General features: G+C 66.6%; 1 protein-coding gene and 1 pseudogene (1 of these 2 only partly in view). Both read left to right on the top strand.

The window, feature by feature from the left end:
* Positions 1-16,275, top strand: the 3' end of a protein-coding gene (locus tag GBRO_RS18555) for a non-ribosomal peptide synthase/polyketide synthase (protein ID WP_041919974.1). 17,487 nt of this gene lie to the left of the window's left edge; only the last 16,275 of its 33,762 coding nucleotides appear in the window; its start codon lies beyond the left edge, outside the window; it ends in the stop codon at positions 16,273-16,275.
* Positions 16,206-19,094, top strand: a pseudogene (locus GBRO_RS27790) (amino acid adenylation domain-containing protein); the annotation flags it as partial. The gene GBRO_RS18555 and the pseudogene GBRO_RS27790, both read left to right, overlap by 70 nt.
* Positions 19,095-19,099: the final 5 nt, after the last annotated feature.

Below are 19,099 nucleotides of genomic sequence, written 5' to 3'. Positions count from 1 at the left end.
GGCTGGTTCACCACGATCGCGCCGGTCGCCGTCGATCCGTCCGATGACGTCGCACATGCGGTCAAGGCCGCGAAGGAAGAACGAGTCAGCGTGCCCGACAACGGCATCGGGTATGGGCTCTTACGATTCGGCGGAAGTCCCGAACTCGCGGCACGACCGCTTCCGACGGTGAGCTTCAACTACCTCGGCAATGTCACAGGTGACGAGTCGGTTGGCGACCTCCTCCCGGCCGTGGATGCGCCCCGGCTCCCGGGCACGGTGCGCGGGGCGATGGTCGCGTCCAACCTGTTGACCGTGAACGTCGGTACCGTTCTCGATGAGACCGGCCGCCGATTCTCGGCCGTCTTCGGTTTCCCGAGTGCGCTGTTCGCAGCACCGGAGATCGCCGACCTCGCGCGCCGTTGGACCGATGAGTTGTCCGCGATCGTCGACCATGTGGACGCAGTGGACGATCCGGGCCTGTCGCCATCCGATGTGGTGGGAGTCGAGGTCACCCAACAAGACCTCGACGTGCTCGCGCAGCGGTATCCGGGTGCGGCTGTGTGGCCGCTCTCACCACTGCAGCGCGGCTTCGTCTTCCAGTCCGAACTGGTCGCCGGCGTCGACTCGGCAGTGGATGTATATGTCGCGCAAGCTGTGCTGAAACTGGACGGTGACGTCGACATCGCGCGCCTGCACCGCGCGGCACAAGGGTTGCTCGAGCATCATCGTGTCCTGCGATCGGGCTTCGTCCGGGTGCCGAGTGGCAGCGTTGTGGCGGTGGTGCCGCCGGGGGGCGAGATCGGCTGGGAAGTAGTCGATTTCACGGGTCTGGCCGATGAGCTTGTCGCCGAACGTGTCGCGGGGATCGCAGACGCTGCGCGGGTCGACCCCTTCGACCTGAGCGCGCCGCCGCTGATCCGGTTCGTCGTGGTCCGCACCGACGCCGGGGTCCGGCTCGTTGTCACGAGCCACCACATCCTCATCGACGGCTGGTCCTCACCCCTGGTGATCGCGGATCTGTTGGCCCTGTACGCGACCGGTGATACCTACACCGGACGAATCAACACCTCGGGCAACGACTTCGCCGACTACCTCTCGCTTCCGTCGGTGTCCGACGATGCGGACAGCGAGGCCGCCTGGCGTGAGCTGCTGGCACCGCTCGAGGGACCGACCCTGGTGTCCTCGGACCTCGAGGCGACGACCGAATACCTACCCCGCGATCGTGCGGTCATCCTGGACCGGGGACTGTCGACGGCGATCGAGGACACTGCACGTGCCCGTGGGGTCACCGTCTCGGTGATCATGCAGTTCGCGTGGTCGGTGTTGTTGTCCCGGCTGACCGGGAACCAGGTCGTGGCCTTCGGCGAGACCGTCTCAGGCCGGCCCCCAGACCTCGACGGCGTCGATGCGATGGTCGGCCTGTTCATCAACACCTTGCCCGTTGTCGTCGACGTCGATCCGAAGGCCACGATCGGCGAAGTCCTGGAGACGCTCGCCTCGGCCAAGGTATCGGTGCTCGACCACCAGCATCTGGGACTGCCCGAGATCATGGCGGCCGCCGGAGTATCGGTGCTCTTCGACACCCTGACCGTTCACGAGTCCTATCCCGTCGACAACGATTCGCTCTCGAGCGTCGACATGCCGGGCAGCGTCGTGCTGGCCGACGTGCAGGCACGTGACGCGACGCACTACCCGTTGACACTGCTGACAACTCCCACCGACCGTGGATTCGAGCTCAAACTCAAATACCAGCCCGCGGCATTCTCGGATGAGCAGGCCGAGGTCCTCGTCGGCGCGCTCGAGGCGATCCTGCGAACCGTGGCCGGCTCGCCCGACACAGCGACCGCGGACATCTCGCTGCTCTCTGCCACCGACAACACGCGCATCGATCGATGGTCCACCGGTGCCCGGGTGGATGCCGACACCGAGGAGACCCTGGCGGACCAGTTGTCTAGCGCCTACCGACGATCGCCCGATGCCACGGCGATGACATTCGCGGGTCGGGAAGTCACCTACGGCGAGTTCGGTGATCGCGTGAACCACCTTGCGCGTGAACTCATCTCGATCGGTGTAGGCCCAGAGACCGCAGTCGCGATCTGCATCGACCGATCGGTCGAGATGGTGGTGGCGATCCACGCGGTGATCGCGGCGGGCGGACAGTATGTACCGGTGGACACGACCGCACCCGCCGACCGGGTGGAGTACATGCTGGACACGGCTGGCGTTCGTGTCATGTTGGTTGCCGGAACAAGCATTTCATCCGAAGCCGCGGCTGTCGGTCATACAACCCAGTCGCCGGTCAAGGTGGTCGAAATCGAACCTGATGGCTTTGCGGCAGGTAGCGAGCAGATCGAACCGGTCGCACAGAGCGAGCGGCGTGGTCTCCTCCCCGCACATCCCGCATACACACTGTTCACGTCAGGTTCCACCGGCCGGCCGAAGGGTGTTACGGTATCGCATGAGGCGGTCCTCAACCGGCTTCTGTGGATGCAATCCGAGTTCCCGATCGACGAGGATGATGTCGTCCTCCAAAAGACACCCACAACATTCGATGTCTCGGTCTGGGAGCTGTTTTGGCCGCTCATGGCGGGTGCACAGCTTGAAATCGCTGTGCCCGACGGCCATCGAGATCCGGCGTATATAGCCCGGACCATCGTGAGTTCGAATGCAACGATCACCCATTTCGTGCCATCGATGCTCGCTGTATTCGTCGACATCTTGGACGCAAACACGTTGCGTTCTCTGAATTCATTGAGGTTGGTGTTCGCCTCTGGCGAAGCTCTGCCAGCAGCCCTCGCACAACACGTTACCGATGCGCTTCCTGCCGCCGTGCTACACAACCTGTATGGGCCCACCGAGGCAGCAGTGGACGTCAGTCACCACGCAGTTCGGCGCGGAGAGTCTGCTGTGCCGATCGGCCGGCCCGTCTGGAACACAGCGCTATTGGTCCTCGACCCTCGACTGCGTCCGGTGCCGCCCGGTATCCCCGGTGAGCTCTATCTGGGTGGCCTACAGCTCGCACGTGGCTATGCCTCGCGTGGTGACCTGACCGCTGATCGATTCGTGGCGAACCCGTTCGGTGCCGCACCGGGTGAACGCATGTATCGCACCGGTGACCTCGTGCGGTGGACCACCGACGGAGAGGTCGAGTACCTCGGCCGCACCGACTTCCAGGTGAAGCTGCGCGGGCAGCGAATCGAACTCGGCGAGATCGAGGCGGTGCTGGCGAGCGTGCCGGGAGTGGTCCATGCGGCCGCGACGGTGGCGGCGGCACCCACCGGGGCCGAACACCTCGTGGCTTATGTCTCGCCCTCATCGGTGAACGTCGATGCCGTCAGATCCGCTGCCGAACAAGCGCTTCCGTCGTACATGGTGCCCTCCGTATGGAATGTGCTCGACGACATGATCCTCAACTCGGCGGGCAAGCTGGATCGACGTGCGCTCCCGGCACCCACCTTCGACAGCACGACCCACGAGTATGAACCGCCGGCGACGGCAGTCGAGGAAAGACTGGCGCATGTCTTCGCCGAGACCCTCGGCCTCGAGCGAGTCAGTGTGACCGAGAGCTTCTTCGATCTGGGTGGAAGCTCTTTGTCCGCGATGCGCCTTGCGGCGCGTGTGGGTGCCGAACTCGAGGCGGATGTCACGGTGCGCGACCTGTTCGACAGGCCGTCCGTGCGTGAACTCGCCGCGGTGACGGCGACGGCCGGAGTGCGCACGCTTCCCGGGATCGAACCGGTCCGGCCACGACCCGACCACGTCCCGCTTTCCTTCGCCCAGCAGCGGATGTGGTTCATCAATCAATTCGATCCGGGTGTCCCCGCCTACAACATCCCGGCGGTCTTCCGGATGGTCGGCGACCTCGATCTGGCCGCGCTACGCGCTGCGGTGGTCGACGTCGTCGCGCGGCACGAGGTGTTGCGGACGAGATTCCCCGCTCCGGATGGTGTTCCGTCTCAGGTGGCCGTCGGCGTCGAAGACGTTGCCGATCAGCTCGATTGGGAAATCGTCGAGTCGTTCGCCGAACTCGAGGCGGCCGTGATGACCGGCTTTGATGTCACCACCGACCTGCCCATCCGGTTCCGGATTCACGGCAACGATTCCGAACATCACTTCGCGGTGATTGCGCACCATATCGCGCTGGACGGCGAATCGATGGCACCCCTGATCACCGACGTGGTGACGGCCTACGCGGCGCGCGCCGTCGGCAGCACCCCTGAATTCAGTCCCATGCCTGTGCAGTTCGCCGACTTCGCGATCTGGCAGCATCGGGTCCTCGGTGACCCGGAGGACGAGTCATCGATCATCGGTACGCAACTGGCATATTGGCGGGAGAATCTGGCGGGCCTGCCGGATGTGCTCGAAATCCCGGCAGATCATCCGCGCCCGACGGTCGCAACGCAGCGCGGCGCACGCGTCACCAGACAGATCCCGGCCGCCGTGGCCTCGCGTATCACCGAAGTCGCAGCGGCGCACGGTGTCACACCGTTCATGGTGCTGCATGCGGCGTTGGCGACCCTGCTGTCCAGATTGTCGACGACGGAGGACATCGCGATCGCGACACCGGTCGCCGGACGCGGTCAGGCGGTGCTGGACCCCGTGGTCGGCATGTTCGTCAACACGCTGGTGTTGCGTACGCCGATCGATCCCGGTGAGTCGTTCGCCGATCTGCTCGGTCGGGTCCGGGGAGTCGACCTGGAGGCCTTCGCGCACGCAGATGTGCCCTTCGAAACCGTCGTCGAGGCACTGAATCCGGTGCGATCAGAAGCCTTTGCCCCGCTGGCACAGGTCATCCTGTCCTTCGACCCGGGCTCGGGCGCGGGAACGGGAGTCGAGATCGCCGGCGTCGCAATCGATCAGGTCGATCCCGGTGTGCTGGCCGCGCAGCTGGACCTGTACTTCACCGTGATGCCCGCCCCGCCCGATGAGCCGTGGGCGCTCGACGTCGTCTATGCCACCGATCTCTTCGGCGCGTCCAGGGTCGCCACAATGCTCGACCGGCTCGTCGGAATCCTCGAAGCCGCTTGCACTGACCCTGCGATCCCCTCCGGTGACGTCGAGATGCTGCTCGACGGCGAAATCGAACGAGAGCGTGACAGGGAGAACGGCTCCGACGTCGACACACCTCCGGAAGTCGATGTCTGGGACGCGGTGGCGCGTCAGGTCATGCGTTCCCCTTCGGCTGTGGCACTCGAGTTCGCGGGCCGTGAGTTCACCTACGGGGAGTTCGGTGCTCGGGTTGCCCGTCTCGCCCGTACCCTTCGATCGAGGGGTGTGGGGCCGGATGTGGCCGTGGCGGTGTGTATGCCGCGCTCGATCGAGATGGTCGTGGGCATTCACGCCGTGGTTGCCGCGGGCGGTCAGTATGTGCCGGTGGATGTGTCGGCTCCCGCAGAGCGTGCCGGCTACATGTTCGACACCGCAGGCGTGGTGCTGCTGCTGGTCACGGAGGACCGAACCGTCGGTGACGTCGCATCGGCGGCCCTCGAGCGGGGTGCCGAAGTCCTCACCGTCGATGAGTCCGGGGCCGTCGACACGGCGGTGAAGCCCGACGGTCTGCGAGTCGCCACCGACCTCAGACCGGATTCCGCGGTGTACACGTTGTTCACGTCGGGTTCGACGGGTCGGCCGAAGGGTGTGACGTTGTCGCATGCGGCGGTGTTGAACCGGTTGTGGTGGGGTTTGTCGGAGTTGCCGATCGATGCCACGGATACGGTGATGTTGAAGACGCCGTACACCTTTGACGTGTCGGTGCCGGAGTTGTTCGCGCCGTTGATGGTGGGTGCGCGCGTGACGGTGTTGCCACCCGACGGTCATCTGGATCCGGTCCTCGTTGCCGAGGAGATCAAACGGACCCAGACGACCATGGTCCACTTCGTCCCTTCGATGATGTCGGTGTTCTGCGACGTCGTCGGACGCGACCGAATCGCATCGTTGACGTCCGTGCGGATCGTGTCCGCCACCGGTGAGGCCTTACCGCCCGCAGTGGCCGCACAGATCAGATCGGCGTGGCCGGATGCGTTGTTCTACAACCTGTATGGTCCGACCGAGGCGGCGGTGGAGATCACCTATGAGCGCATCGAGCAGGTCGACGATGGTGCGTCGTCGGTGGCGATTGGTGTGCCGGTGTGGAATTCGAGTGCAGTTGTGTTGGATGCGCGGTTGCATCGGGTGCCTGTCGGTGTGGCCGGTGAGTTGTATCTGGGTGGGGTGCAGTTGGCGCGCGGGTATGCGGCGCGTCCGGATCTGACGGCGGAACGGTTTGTGGCCGACCCGTTCGGATCGGGGGACCGGCTGTACCGGACGGGTGATCTGGTGCGGCGTCGGCCGGACGGTGTATTGGAGTATCTGGGCCGCACCGACTTCCAGGTGAAACTTCGTGGTCAGCGGATCGAGCTCGGTGAGATCGAGGCGGTGCTGGCTGCGGCGCCGGGTGTGGTGCACGCGGCGGCGACGGTGGTGGAGGCGCCTGGCGGTGGACAACAGTTGGTGGGATACGTGTCACCGTCGGGTGTGGACGTCGAAGCCGTCAAGGCCGCCGCGGCCGACTCACTGCCGGTGTACATGGTGCCGTCGATGTGGGTGGTCTTCGACGACGTCACCCTCAACAGCGCAGGCAAGCTCGACCGTAAGGCATTACCTGCTCCGGAATTCGGATCGGACTCCTACGTCGGACCCGAGTCGGCCATCGAGCAAGCCGTGGCGAATGTATTCGCCGAGGTCCTCGGTACCGAGCGGGTGAGTGTTGTCGACAGCTTCTTCGATCTCGGCGGCAATTCCCTGTCGGCGATGCGGTTGGCGGCGCGGGTTTCCGATGAGTTCGATGCCGCGGTGGGTGTGCGGGAGTTGTTCGAGGCTGCGTCGGTGCGTGAGTTGGCGGCGCGGTTGGTGGTGGGTGGCCGTGAGGTAGCGCGGTTGCGGCCGATGGTCCGGCCGGTGCGGGTGCCGCTGTCGGCGGCTCAGCAGCGGATGTGGTTCATCAACCAGTTCGACACCGCCTCACCGGCATACAACATCCCGATGGCGTTGCGGCTGCGCGGTGACGTCGACACCGCAACCCTGATTCAGGCTGTCGGCGACGTCATCGAGCGTCACGAGGTGCTACGCACCATCTACCCCTCCCACGACGGGAAGCCGCACCAGGTCGCCCTCGAGCCGGCCCAGGCGCGAGAGCTACTCGACTGGCAGATCGTGGACGCCGCAGCCGATTTGGCCGATGCCGCATCCAGCGGGTTCGACGTCGCACACGACCTGCCGATCCGGGTACGCGCGCTGCTGACCGGTGGTCCAGACGCCCGTGCGAACCTCATGGATCTCGTGGTCGTGGTCCACCACATCGCGTTTGACGGGGAGTCGTCACCCGTCTTCGTACGCGACCTGCTCGCCGCCTACATTCGACGAGTGACGCCGGAGGGCGCCCCGATCCCCGAACCACTGCCGGTGCAGTATGCCGACTACGCACTCTGGCAACGCGATGTCCTGGGTTCGACAGCCGACGAGAACACCCCCCTCGGACAGCAATTCGCCTACTGGCGTACGCATCTGCAAGAGCTGCCGGTGGTCACCGACCTCCCGTTCGACCGCAGCAGGCCCGCGGTGTTGGACACCGCCGCCCGCCAGTACTCGATGCCGGTCCCCGACGACCTCGCCGCCGCGCTCGAAGACTTCGGCCGTCGCTACGGGGTGACCACCTTCATGGCCACCCACGCCGCATTGGCCATCGCGGTCGGTCGACTGGCCTCGACCACCGATGTGGTCATCGGATCGCCGATAGCCGGCCGGACCGACGCAGCCCTGCTCGACCTGGTCGGCATGTTCGTCAACACGCTCGTGCTCCGTACTCCGATCGATCCCGAGCAGAGCATCGCCGATTTCGTCTCGGTGGTCCGTGGCATCGATCTCGACGCCTTCGCAGCCTCCGACGTCCAATTCGATGACCTGGTCGAGGAATTGGCACCGGAACGCTCGACCGCTCATCAGCCGCTCGTGCAGATCATGTTCAATCACGCCGCGGTGACAGCGGGTGTATCCCTTCCGACCGCCGCCCTCGGCGAGATCGATGCCGAGCCGCTGGATGTCGCCGAACCCTCGGCGAAGTTCGACCTCGCCGTGACCGTCGGCGACCGATCTGCCGATCGACCGATGACGATCGACCTGGTCTATGCGACAGCATTGTTCGACGAGCCGCGGATCGTGCAGATCGCCGAGATCTATCTGCGGGTGCTCGGCGCCATGGTGGCCGATCCCGGCCAGCCGGTCGGTGACATCGACATCCTCGACCCGAACAGCCGTCTGGATGACGTCGTGTTGAGCCGCAACTCTCTGGGTGCCACAGACCCGGCGCCCGACGGTGGGGTCACCGAACCGGCGCTACTCGTCGACGTGCTCGACCGTCGTCACGTGGACCTTGACCATGCCGCACTGGTCTGTGACGGCACCGAGCTGACCTATGGCGAGTTCAACGGCCGCGTCAACCGGGTGGCGCGCCAGCTGATCGACCGTGGCATCGGCGCCGACGACATCGTCGCCGTGGGCCTCGAACGGTCCGTCGACTCGGTCGTCGCGGTATGGGCGGTGATCACCGCCGGGGCTGCCTACGTACCGATCGACCCGGCGTACCCGCCCGACCGCATCGCCTACATGGTTGCCGACTCCGGCGTCCGCTGGGGGATCACGAACGGCGCGAACAGATCTCGCCTCGGCGACTCGGGGTGTACGTGGCTCGACGTCGACGATCTGTTGGCCTCGCCCAGCTCCGACGCCCAACTGACCGCAGCCGAACGACGCGGTGTGCTGACCTTGGACAGCCTCGCGTACGTGGTCTACACATCGGGTTCCACCGGCCGCCCCAAGGCGGTCGGGGTCACCCAGCGTGGCATCGCGAACTTCATCGCCGCCCTGGGCGAGGTGTCCGGGCCGAGCCAGTCGGCGCGGGTACTGCACGTCGCCTCACCCAGTTTCGACGCCTCGGTCCTGGAGATGATGTGGGCGATCGGCCAGGGCAACACACTCGTGGTGGCTCCTGCGGCGAGCTACGCCGGGCCTGCGCTGGAAGAGGTGTTGCGCCGAGATGCGGTCACCGACACGCTGATCACCCCGACCGTCCTGGCCACCGTGGATCCCGCAGCGGCGCATGGTGTCCGCAACCTCGTGACCGGCGGCGAGGCGTGTCCGCCGGAACTCATCGCGCGGTGGGCACGCCCCGGCCGGCGCATGTTCAACTTCTATGGCCCCTCAGAGGCGACGGTCTGGGCCACCGCTGCCCGATCCGTGCCGGATGCACCGGTCACCATCGGCCGGCCCGTCCGCGGATTCGCCGCCTACGTACTCGACGCGCGACTGCACCCGGTGCCGCCCGGCGTGGTCGGCGAGTTGTACCTCGCGACGGAGTCACTCGCCCGGGGATATCTCGGCAAGCCGGGGCTGACGGCCACCGGTTTCGTGGCCGACCCGTTCCGCGGTGGCGGGACACGTATGTACGCCACCGGTGACCTGGTTCGACTCACTGCCGACGGTGAGATCGAGTTCGCCGGGCGTGCGGATGACCAGGTCAAGATCAACGGACAGAGAGTCGAACTCGGCGAGATCGAGGCGGTCATCGCATCGGTACCGGGAGTGGATTCGGTTGTCGTCGCGGGCAGACATGATTCGCTGGGACGCGAACGACTGGTCGCCTATGTCGTGGGTGACAGGACCGGGGGCGGCCGTGTCGATGGCGGTGATCTGCTCGCTGCGGCCGCGGAACGGCTTGCGGGACACATGGTTCCACAGCATGTGGTGTTACTCGACGAGTTACCCCTGACTCCCGGCGGCAAACTCGACCGGGCGGCGCTCCCCGCGCCCGAGACGGAGGCCTCCGCCGACGATTACGAGGCGCCGGCAACCTCGGCCGAGGAACACCTCGCACGGATCATCGGGGGTCTGCTCGGACTGCCGCGCGTGAGTGTGACCGATTCCTTCTTCACTCTCGGTGGCGATTCGATCTCCTCGATTCAGGTGGCGTCGTCGGCAAAGGCCGCCGGACTCGCGGTGTCTCCGCGAGACATCTTCGAGGGCAAGACCATCCGCGCTATCGCCGCGCTGGCCACCGACGAGTCCGCTCGGGTCGAGACGCTGCCTGAACTGCCCGGTGGCGGACGCGGTGTCGTGCCGCTGCCGCCCATCGTGTCCTGGCTCGTGGAGAACTCGGCGGCCTCCGGTGCGGCGGACGACTTCTCGCAGGCCATGGTGTTCACCGCCCCCGATACGCTGGACCGCGCCGGACTCGAGATCATGCTCGGGGCGGTCATGACCGCGCATCCGATGCTCACGGCGTCGCTGACCACCGTCGACGGGCAGGCGGTTCTGACGGCGGGTAACGAGATCGACGTGAGTCGCTGCGTGTCGGAGGTCGTAAGCGAGAACCGGGTGGGTGCAGACGAATTCGGACAGGTGATCCTCGACGCCCACGCTGACGCGGCTGCGGAACTCGACCCGTCGAGCGGTCTTCTGGCCCATGCAGTGCTGATCACCGCCGCCGGGGGAGTCAAACGCATCGTGTTGGTGATTCATCACCTCGGTGTGGACATCGTCTCCTGGCCGATCCTCATCGAAGACCTCAACACGGTGTGGTTCCAGCGCAGTGCCGGCCATCCGGTCGCGGTGCGCGCGGAGTCGACGACCCAACGAGCATGGGCGACCGCCCTCGCCGATCGCGCCACGGGTCATGCCGACGAGATCGACTACTGGCTCGCGCGATCCCCACGCCGCCCCACCGACCTCGGTGAGACCTTCGAACCGGCGCGCGACACCTATGCCTCGACCGACACGATCTTCTGCCGCATCGACGAAACGGTGTCCGAGGGCATCCTCGGCGACGTGCCCACGGCCTTCGGCGGCACCGTCGACGACGTCCTGCGCGCCGCGCTGGCACGCGCCGTTCGCGTGTGGCAACTCAACCGCGGCATCGCCGACACCGAGCCCGTGGGCATCCTCGCCGAGGGGCACGGACGGTACGACGACGTCCTCGAGCACGGGTCGTCGCCATATCGTGCCGACCTGTCCCGAACCGTCGGCTGGTTCACGAGCATCGCGCCGTTGGCCCTCGACCCGGCCGAGGACATCGTTCACGCGATCAAGGCCGCCAAGGAGGAACGTCTCGGCCAGCCGCACCACGGCCTCGGCTACGGATTCCTGCGTCACGACCTGCACACCGAGATCGCCGACCGCCCACTCCCGTCGATCGCGCTGAACTACTTCGGTAACCGCAGCGGGTCGATGGGGATCGATGCCGACCGCTCCGTAGACTCAGTGGCCGACGGAGTTTTCCCGGTGAGCGCTCCACCGCTGGTGCCCTCGCCATCGGGCACGATGGCGCCGATGACTCCACTGGTGGTCAACGTGGCCGTCGACGCGGGGGACGCCGGGGCCGGCCGTGTACTGTCCGCCGATTTCAGCTTCCCCCAGGCGATGCTGAACGCGGACGACGTGGCCGAGATCGCCCGGGGCTGGGCTCAACAACTCGATGCCGCAGCAGAATACGTCCGCAGCGGGGCCGATCCCGGACTGTCTCCCTCCGACGTCGCCGGTGTTTCGCTCACGCAGGCCGAGATCGACGAACTGGCCGCGCGCTACCCGCGAAGCACCCTCGCGCCGCTGGCGCCGCTGCAACGGGGCCTGTTCTTCCAGGCGGAACTGGCCGCGTCCGACGATCGGTCCGTCGATGTCTATGTGACACAGGCGGTGCTGACTTTCACCGGAGATGTCGACGGTGACCGGCTACGAGCCGCAGCCGAAGCTCTCATCGGCCACCACAGTGCACTGCGGTCCGGTTTCGTCCGCACTCGTGGCGGTGAATCGGTCGCGGTGGTGCCCCCACAGGTCGAGGTGCCGTGGGCCGAGATCGATCTCGGCGCGATTCCGGTGGCCGCCGCCGACGAACGAGTGACCCAGATCGTCGACGAGGAGCAGATCAGACCGTTCGATCTGGCTGCGCCGCCATTGATTCGCTTTGTGCTGGTGCGGGCGGATGAGGTCGCGAAACTGGTCATCACCAGTCACCACATCCTGATCGACGGATGGTCGTCACCACTCATCCTCGCCGATCTGCTGTCCCTGTATGTCACGGGCACCACCTACACCGGGCAGATCAACACGTCCGGAAACGACTTCGGAGACTTCGTCACCCACGTCGGCGCGCCGAACGATCCAGCGGGACTGGACGCCTGGCGCACGGTGATCGAGCCGCTGACCACACCCACCCTGGTATCCCCGCGACTGGAGGCCAGCTCCGATCTCCTCCCGCGTGACCACACGCTGACCGTGGACCCGGAATTGGCCGCCGCGATCAAGGAAACCGCCCGCCGGCGTGGCGTGACCGTCGCGGCGATCATGCAATTCGCCTGGGCCGCACTGTTGTCGCGAACCACCGGCAATCAGGTCGTCGCGTTCGGTGAGACGGTGTCGGGCCGTCCGGCCGACCTCGAGGGAGCCGACGCGATGGTCGGCCTGTTCATCAACACATTGCCGGTGGTCGTCGACGTCGATCCCGACGCGTCGATAGGAGAGGTGCTCGAAGCCCTCTATGCGAGCAAGGTGTCGGTACTCGACCACCAGTACATCGGCCTGCCGGAGATCACCGCGATGGCCGAGGTGCCGGCGCTCTTCGACACTCTCGCGGTTCACGAGTCCTACCCGGTGGACACCGACTCCATCACGACCGCGAACTCGGCGCTCGGAAACGACCTCACGGTCGCCGACGTCTGGACGCGCGACGCAACGCACTATCCACTGACTTTCGTGACCGCCGAGAGCGGGGACTCCTACGAACTCAAGCTGAAGTACCTGCCCGCCGCGTTCGGCGACGACCAGGTCGCCGGGCTCGCCGCATCGGTGCTGCGCATCCTCGACGCCACCGTGTATCGCACCGACGAGCGGACCGCCGACATCGCGCTCGCCGATACCGCGGCGTATCGAAGCGCGCTGATCCCCGCGGTCGTGGCGACGCCGAACTCGAACCGCACTCTGATCGATCTCTTCGCCGATTCCGTTGCCGCATACGCAGATCGGGAGGCGGTCACCGCTCCCGAAGGCCACCATGGGGTGGTCCGGACCGTCGACTATCGTGCCCTCGATGAGCGGTCGTCGGCGATCGCCGAAGGGCTGATGGCACGCGGCGTCGGGCCCGGTGATCTGGTGGGAGTGGCGACCGGGCGCACGTCGGATCTGGTCGCCACGATCGTCGGCGTGCTGAAGGCCGGCGCTGCCTACTTGCCGCTGGACACGACCAATCCCGCCGAGCGGCTCGCGTTCATCGTTGCCGATGCATCCCCGCCGGTGGTGGTCGTCGACTCGTCGACCGCCTCGCTCGAGGTCTGGGAACGGTTGCCGGAGACCACCGGCATCGTCGACGTCGCCGCCCTCGCCGATGCCGCGGATCCCGTGCAGGGGACCGCCTCAGCGGGATTCGCTCCGGTACGGATCCCGGCCGATGCCCGCGCGTACGTGATCTACACCTCCGGTTCCACCGGCAGACCGAAGGGGGTGGAGATCAGCCATCGCGATGTGGTGACGCTTCTCGACACCGCCGCAGTCGATTTCGACTTCCGTCCCGATGACGTGTGGACCATGTTCCACTCCTACGCCTTCGACTTCTCGGTGTGGGAGCTGTGGGGTCCACTGGTCACCGGTTCCCGTCTGGTGGTGGTCGACCGGGAGCTGGCACGGGACCCGTCGGCATTCGGCGCGCTGCTGGAGGCCGAGGGGGTCACGGTGCTCTCCCAGACACCGTCGGCGTTCTATCAGCTTGCCGAGGCCCGTCGGCGCCGTGCGATGACGCTGTCGTTGCGCTATATCGTCTTCGGCGGTGAGGAGCTCAGCTTCGATCAGGTGCGCCGCTGGTTCGACGACAATCCGGGTGATCCGGCGCGTCTGGTGAACATGTACGGCATCACCGAGACCACGGTGCACGTCAGCTTCCGGGCACTGAATCCGCACGAAGTCGGCGCCGCGGATCCGAGCTTCATCGGTCGTCCGCTCGCCTCGCTGGGCATCCATATCCTCGACGCCCGCCTGCGGCCGGTACCGGCCGGGGTGGTCGGTGAGATCTACGTCTTCGGCGGACAATTGGCGCAGAGCTATCTCAACAGGCCGGGTCTGACCTCGACCCGTTTCGTGGCCGATCCGTACTCAGCAGCCGGGGGCCGGATGTACCGTACTGGCGATCTGGCCCGCCGGATCGGCGACGACATCGAGTACATGGGCCGGGCTGACGCCCAGGTTCAGTTGCGCGGCTTCCGCATCGAGTACGGCGAGATCGAGGCGGCGATCCTCACCGTCGACGGTGTGACCGCGGCCGCCGCACGCGTCATCCGGCCCGACAACCGTGACGAGCAACTGATCGGCTACGCGCTTGCCGATGCCGGAACCGATCTGGACGTGCACGCCATCCGCGAGCGCGTGGCCCGAGCGGTGCCGGGCTACATGGTGCCCGACCGCATCGTGGTGGTGGAACGATTGCCGCTCACCGCCAACGGCAAGCTGGACCGCTCGGCACTGCCGGTGCCGGAACTGCCGGACACCGGTGAGGCCGGCGTCGTGGCGGCAGACACCGATGCCGAGCGGGTGATCGCGGCAATCTTCGCGGACGTGCTGGGCGCCGAACAGGTCAGCGTGACCGAGTCCTTCTTCGATCTCGGCGGGAACTCGTTGTCGGCCACCCGCGTTGCCGCCCGAGTGTCGGACGCCCTGTCCGCCGAGGTCTCGGTGCGCGATCTCTTCACGACGCCGACGGTGCGCGGCCTCGCCGCCACCGTGGACAGCGGTGTCGCCGGCCTGGCACCGGTGACCGCGGTGGTTCCCCGGCCCGATCACATTCCGTTGTCGTTTGCCCAGCAACGAATGTGGTTCATCAATCAGTTCGATCCCACATCTTCGGCGTACAACATCCCGACCGTGGTCAGGCTGAGCGGCACCCTCGACGTCGATGCCCTGCGTGCCGCGCTGGTCGACGTCGTGGTCCGGCACGAGGTCCTCCGTACGACCTTCCCGGCTGTCGATGGACGACCGCGTCAGGTGATCTCCGATCCCGATGACGTCGACGCCGACTTCGACTGGCAGATCGTCGACACCCGCGGGGCCGTCGAGGACGCGGTCATCACGGGCTTCGACGTGGCGCGGCAATGGCCGATCCGTGCGCGCCTCTGGCCCGAGGCGTCCGACACCCACGACGTGGCGCGTGAACACGTGCTGGCCGTGGTGGTCCACCACATCGCCGGAGACGGCGAATCCGTCGCACCGCTGCTCACCGACATCGTCACCGCCTACACCGCGCGTAGGTCCGGTGCTGTACCCCAATTCAGGCCGCTGTCTGTGCAGTTCGCGGACTTCGCGCTGTGGCAGCACCGTGAGCTCGGTTCGCCCGACGATCAAGACTCCTTTGTGGGACGTCAGCTGGCGTTCTGGGTGGACCGGCTGGCCGGGCTTCCGGAGGTCATCGACCTGCCGTTTGATCGTCCGCGTCCGTTGGTGGCGTCCCAGCGCGGGGCGTCGAGGGATTTCGAGATCCCGGCCGACGTCGCCGAGGGTATCCGGGAGTTGTCCAGCAGCCGGGGCGTCACGCCGTTCATGGTCGTGCACGCCGCCCTCGCCGTGTTGCTGGCCAGACTCTCGGCCACCGACGACGTGGTGATCTCGACGCCGGTTGCCGGCCGCGGGCAGGAGGTGCTCGATCCGCTGGTCGGCATGTTCGTGAACACACTCGTGCTGCGGACCGAGGTGACCCCGACGATGACCTTCGCCGAACTGCTCGACGAGATCCGTGTCGGCGACCTCGATGCGCTGACCCACGCCGACATCCCGTTCGAGTCGCTGGTCGATGCGCTGGCTCCGAGCCGGTCGGAAGCCTTTGCCCCCCTCGCCCAGGTCATGTTGACCTTTGACCAGTCCGCACTGCCCGAATTGGGCTCGGCCGCATCGGAGATCGTGCTCGACGGACTGGTGATCACACCGGTCCAGACACCGCAGTTGCCGGCGAAGCTCGACCTCACCGTGAGTGTCGCCGTGTCCGACGACGCAGCGCCCTGGCCGGCTTCGGTACTTTATGCGGCCGATCTGTTCGATGGGGCCACCATCGGCGAATTCGGCGAGCGGCTCGTGACGCTGTTGCGCGCGATGGTCGACCGGCCGGGCATCGTCGCCGCCGACGTCGAGCTGACGTCGACCGAGGAGAAGGCGCAGATCAATTCGTGGGCGGTCGGGCGTTCGGTGGATATTCCGGACAGCACTCTCGCGTCGGGAATGGAGGATCGTCGGTGACCGCATCACTGGTTTCGGGACCTCGCGTGGATCCGGCATCGGCTGCCATCCGCTTCGAGGATCGGGTCGTGACCTACGCGGAGTTCGACGCGCGGGTCGCGGTTCTCGCCCGCGAGTTGATCGGTAGGGGTGTGGGACCCGATCGTGCAGTGGCGGTGTGTATTCCGCGGTCGATCGAGATGATGACCGCGATTCATGCGGTGGTCGCCGCCGGCGGCCACTACGTGCCCATCGACACCGAAGCACCCGTGGACCGGGCATCCACCATTCTCGAGACCTCAGACGCCATGATCCTGCTGACAGCAGCGAACCGATCTGGGCTGAACCGAACCGGATCGTCGCCGGTGTCTCGGGTCGAGGCGGCCGCCGGCGCCCTCGGTGTCCCGGTCGTGGACGTGAATGCCGACGCCGCAGTCGATTTCACGGTTCAACCGGTCACCGATGCCGAGCGTATCGCACCCCTGCGTGGCGACAATGCGGCCTACACCCTGTTCACCTCGGGCTCGACCGGCCGTCCCAAAGGGGTGACCGTGTCCCACCGGTCAGTGCTCAATCGTCTGCGGTGGGGCCTGGCCGAGTACCCGTGGGGACCTTCGGACCGGGTGATCCAGAAGACGCCGTACACCTTCGACGTGTCGGTTCCGGAGATCTTCGCGCCGTTGATGGTGGGCGCGCAGGTGGTGCTCGCTCGCCCCGACGGACACACCGACCCCGACTACATCGCCGCGCTGATCGAGGACACCGCGGCGACCTCGGTGCACTTCGTACCGTCCATGCTGTCGGCGTTCCTCGATTTCGTACCCGACGATGTGCTCGCGCGATTGACGTCGCTGCGCTGGCTGTTCGCTTCGGGGGAGGCCCTGCCCGCGACGGTGGTCGCGCAGGTGCGGGACAAACTGCCATGGGTGGGTATCCACAATCTGTTCGGTCCGACGGAGGCAGCCGTCGAGGTCGCCTACGCCGATGTGACCGACCTCAACGGCACCGTTCCGATCGGCCGCCCGGTGTGGAACACGTCGCTGCGTGTGCTCGATCCGCGTCTGCGCATGTCGCCGACCGGTGTTCCCGGCGAACTCTATCTCGGCGGTGTGCAGATCGCCCGCGGCTACGCACATCAGCCCGGGATGTCGGCCGAGCGCTTCATCGCCGATCCGGCCGGGCCGCCCGGTTCCCGGCTCTACCGCACCGGGGACCTGGTGCGATGGAACAAGTCAGGTCAGCTGGAGTACTTGGGGCGCACCGACTTCCAGGTCAAACTGCGTGGTCAGCGGATCGAACTCGGTGAAGTGGAATCCGCGCTCGCCGGCGTTCCGGGTGTGGTACACGCGGCCACCACGGTCGCGACCGCGCCGACCGGCGCGCAACATCTCGTCGCCTACGTCGCACCCTCCGGCGTCGACATCGACCTGGCAAGAGAGATGCTCGGCAAGACACTCCCGTCGTACATGGTGCCGACGGTGTGGACCACGCTGGACTCGGTCACACTCAACTCGGCAGGCAAACTCGACAGACGCGCCCTGCCCGAACCCGACTTCGGCCGCTCGGTGGCGGACGTCGTGGCACCGGCGAACGCGACCGAGGAGCTGCTGGCCGGCATCGTCGGGGCGATCATCGGCGCAGACGCCGTCAGCGTCACCGAGTCCTTCTTCGCACTCGGCGGTGACTCGATCATGTCGATCCAACTCGCCTCGGCAGCACGTGCGTCGGGTCTGGCGCTCACGCCACGAGACATCTTCGAGCACCGAACGATCCGTGCGCTCGCCGCGGCGGCAACGCAGTCCCGGCAACTGCCCTCGCTGCCCGAACCGGACGGCAACGGACGCGGGCGGCTACCGCTCCCGCCGGTGGTGCGCTGGATGATCGAGAATTCCGACAGCGCCGCCGATTTCGCCGACTACTCGCAATCCGCGGTGCTCGTCGCCCCACCGGAACTCGACCGCAGTGACCTGGTCACCGTCCTCGCCACGGTCGTCGCCGCTCATCCGGCGCTGGCTGCTCGGTTGTCCCAACCGGATTCGGCCGCGGGCGACGACGATTGGGTGCTGGAGACGGGCATCGACTTCGACGCGGATGCGGCAGTGCGGATCCGCAACGTGCAGGCCGAAGCCGGAGGTGCGGAGTTCGCGGATTCCGTTGTGGCAGCGTACGCCGCAGCCGCGGGTCGACTGGACCCGGCGCTCGGCCGGCTGGTGGAGCTGGAAGTGGTCGTCGATCCCGCGGGCGCCGGACGCATCGTCGTGGTCATCCATCACATAGCCGTCGACGCGGTGTCCTGGCCGATTCTCATCGAGGACTTCGTCACCGCCTGGGCGCGGCATGCCACGGGGCAACCAGTACAGGTGCGGGCCGAGTCGACGTCTCTGCGGGCGTGGACAGTGGCGCTCGGCGAGCACACCATCGGGACCCACGAACTCCGTCATTGGCTCGAGCGGTCACCGCGGACGCCCACCCGGTTCCCGGTGATGCCCGATCGAGGCCGAGATCGCGTGTACACCACAGCCGAAGTCGTACGCGATATCGACACCGAGACCTCGGTCGCGATATTGACGACCGTTCCCGAGGCGTTCGGCGGCACCGTCGCCGACGTCCTTGTCGCCGCGCTGGCGGTCGCCTTCCGCCACTGGCAGCACGCCCATGGAGTCGATGAGAGCCAACCGCTGCCGGTACTCGTCGAGGGTCACGGCCGCTACGAGGAGTTGCTGGCTCGCGGGGACAACCCCTATCACGCCGATCTGTCCCGGACCGTCGGCTGGTTCACCCGTATCGCACCGGTCGCCATCGACACCCGCGCCGGCATCGTCGGAGCGGTCAAGTCGGCCAAGGA

This window comes from Gordonia bronchialis DSM 43247 (assembly GCF_000024785.1).
Taxonomy (GTDB): Bacteria; Actinomycetota; Actinomycetes; order Mycobacteriales; family Mycobacteriaceae; genus Gordonia; species Gordonia bronchialis.
Note: the sequence above shows the minus strand (reverse complement) of the source record. Positions and strands in the feature narration are given on the sequence as shown.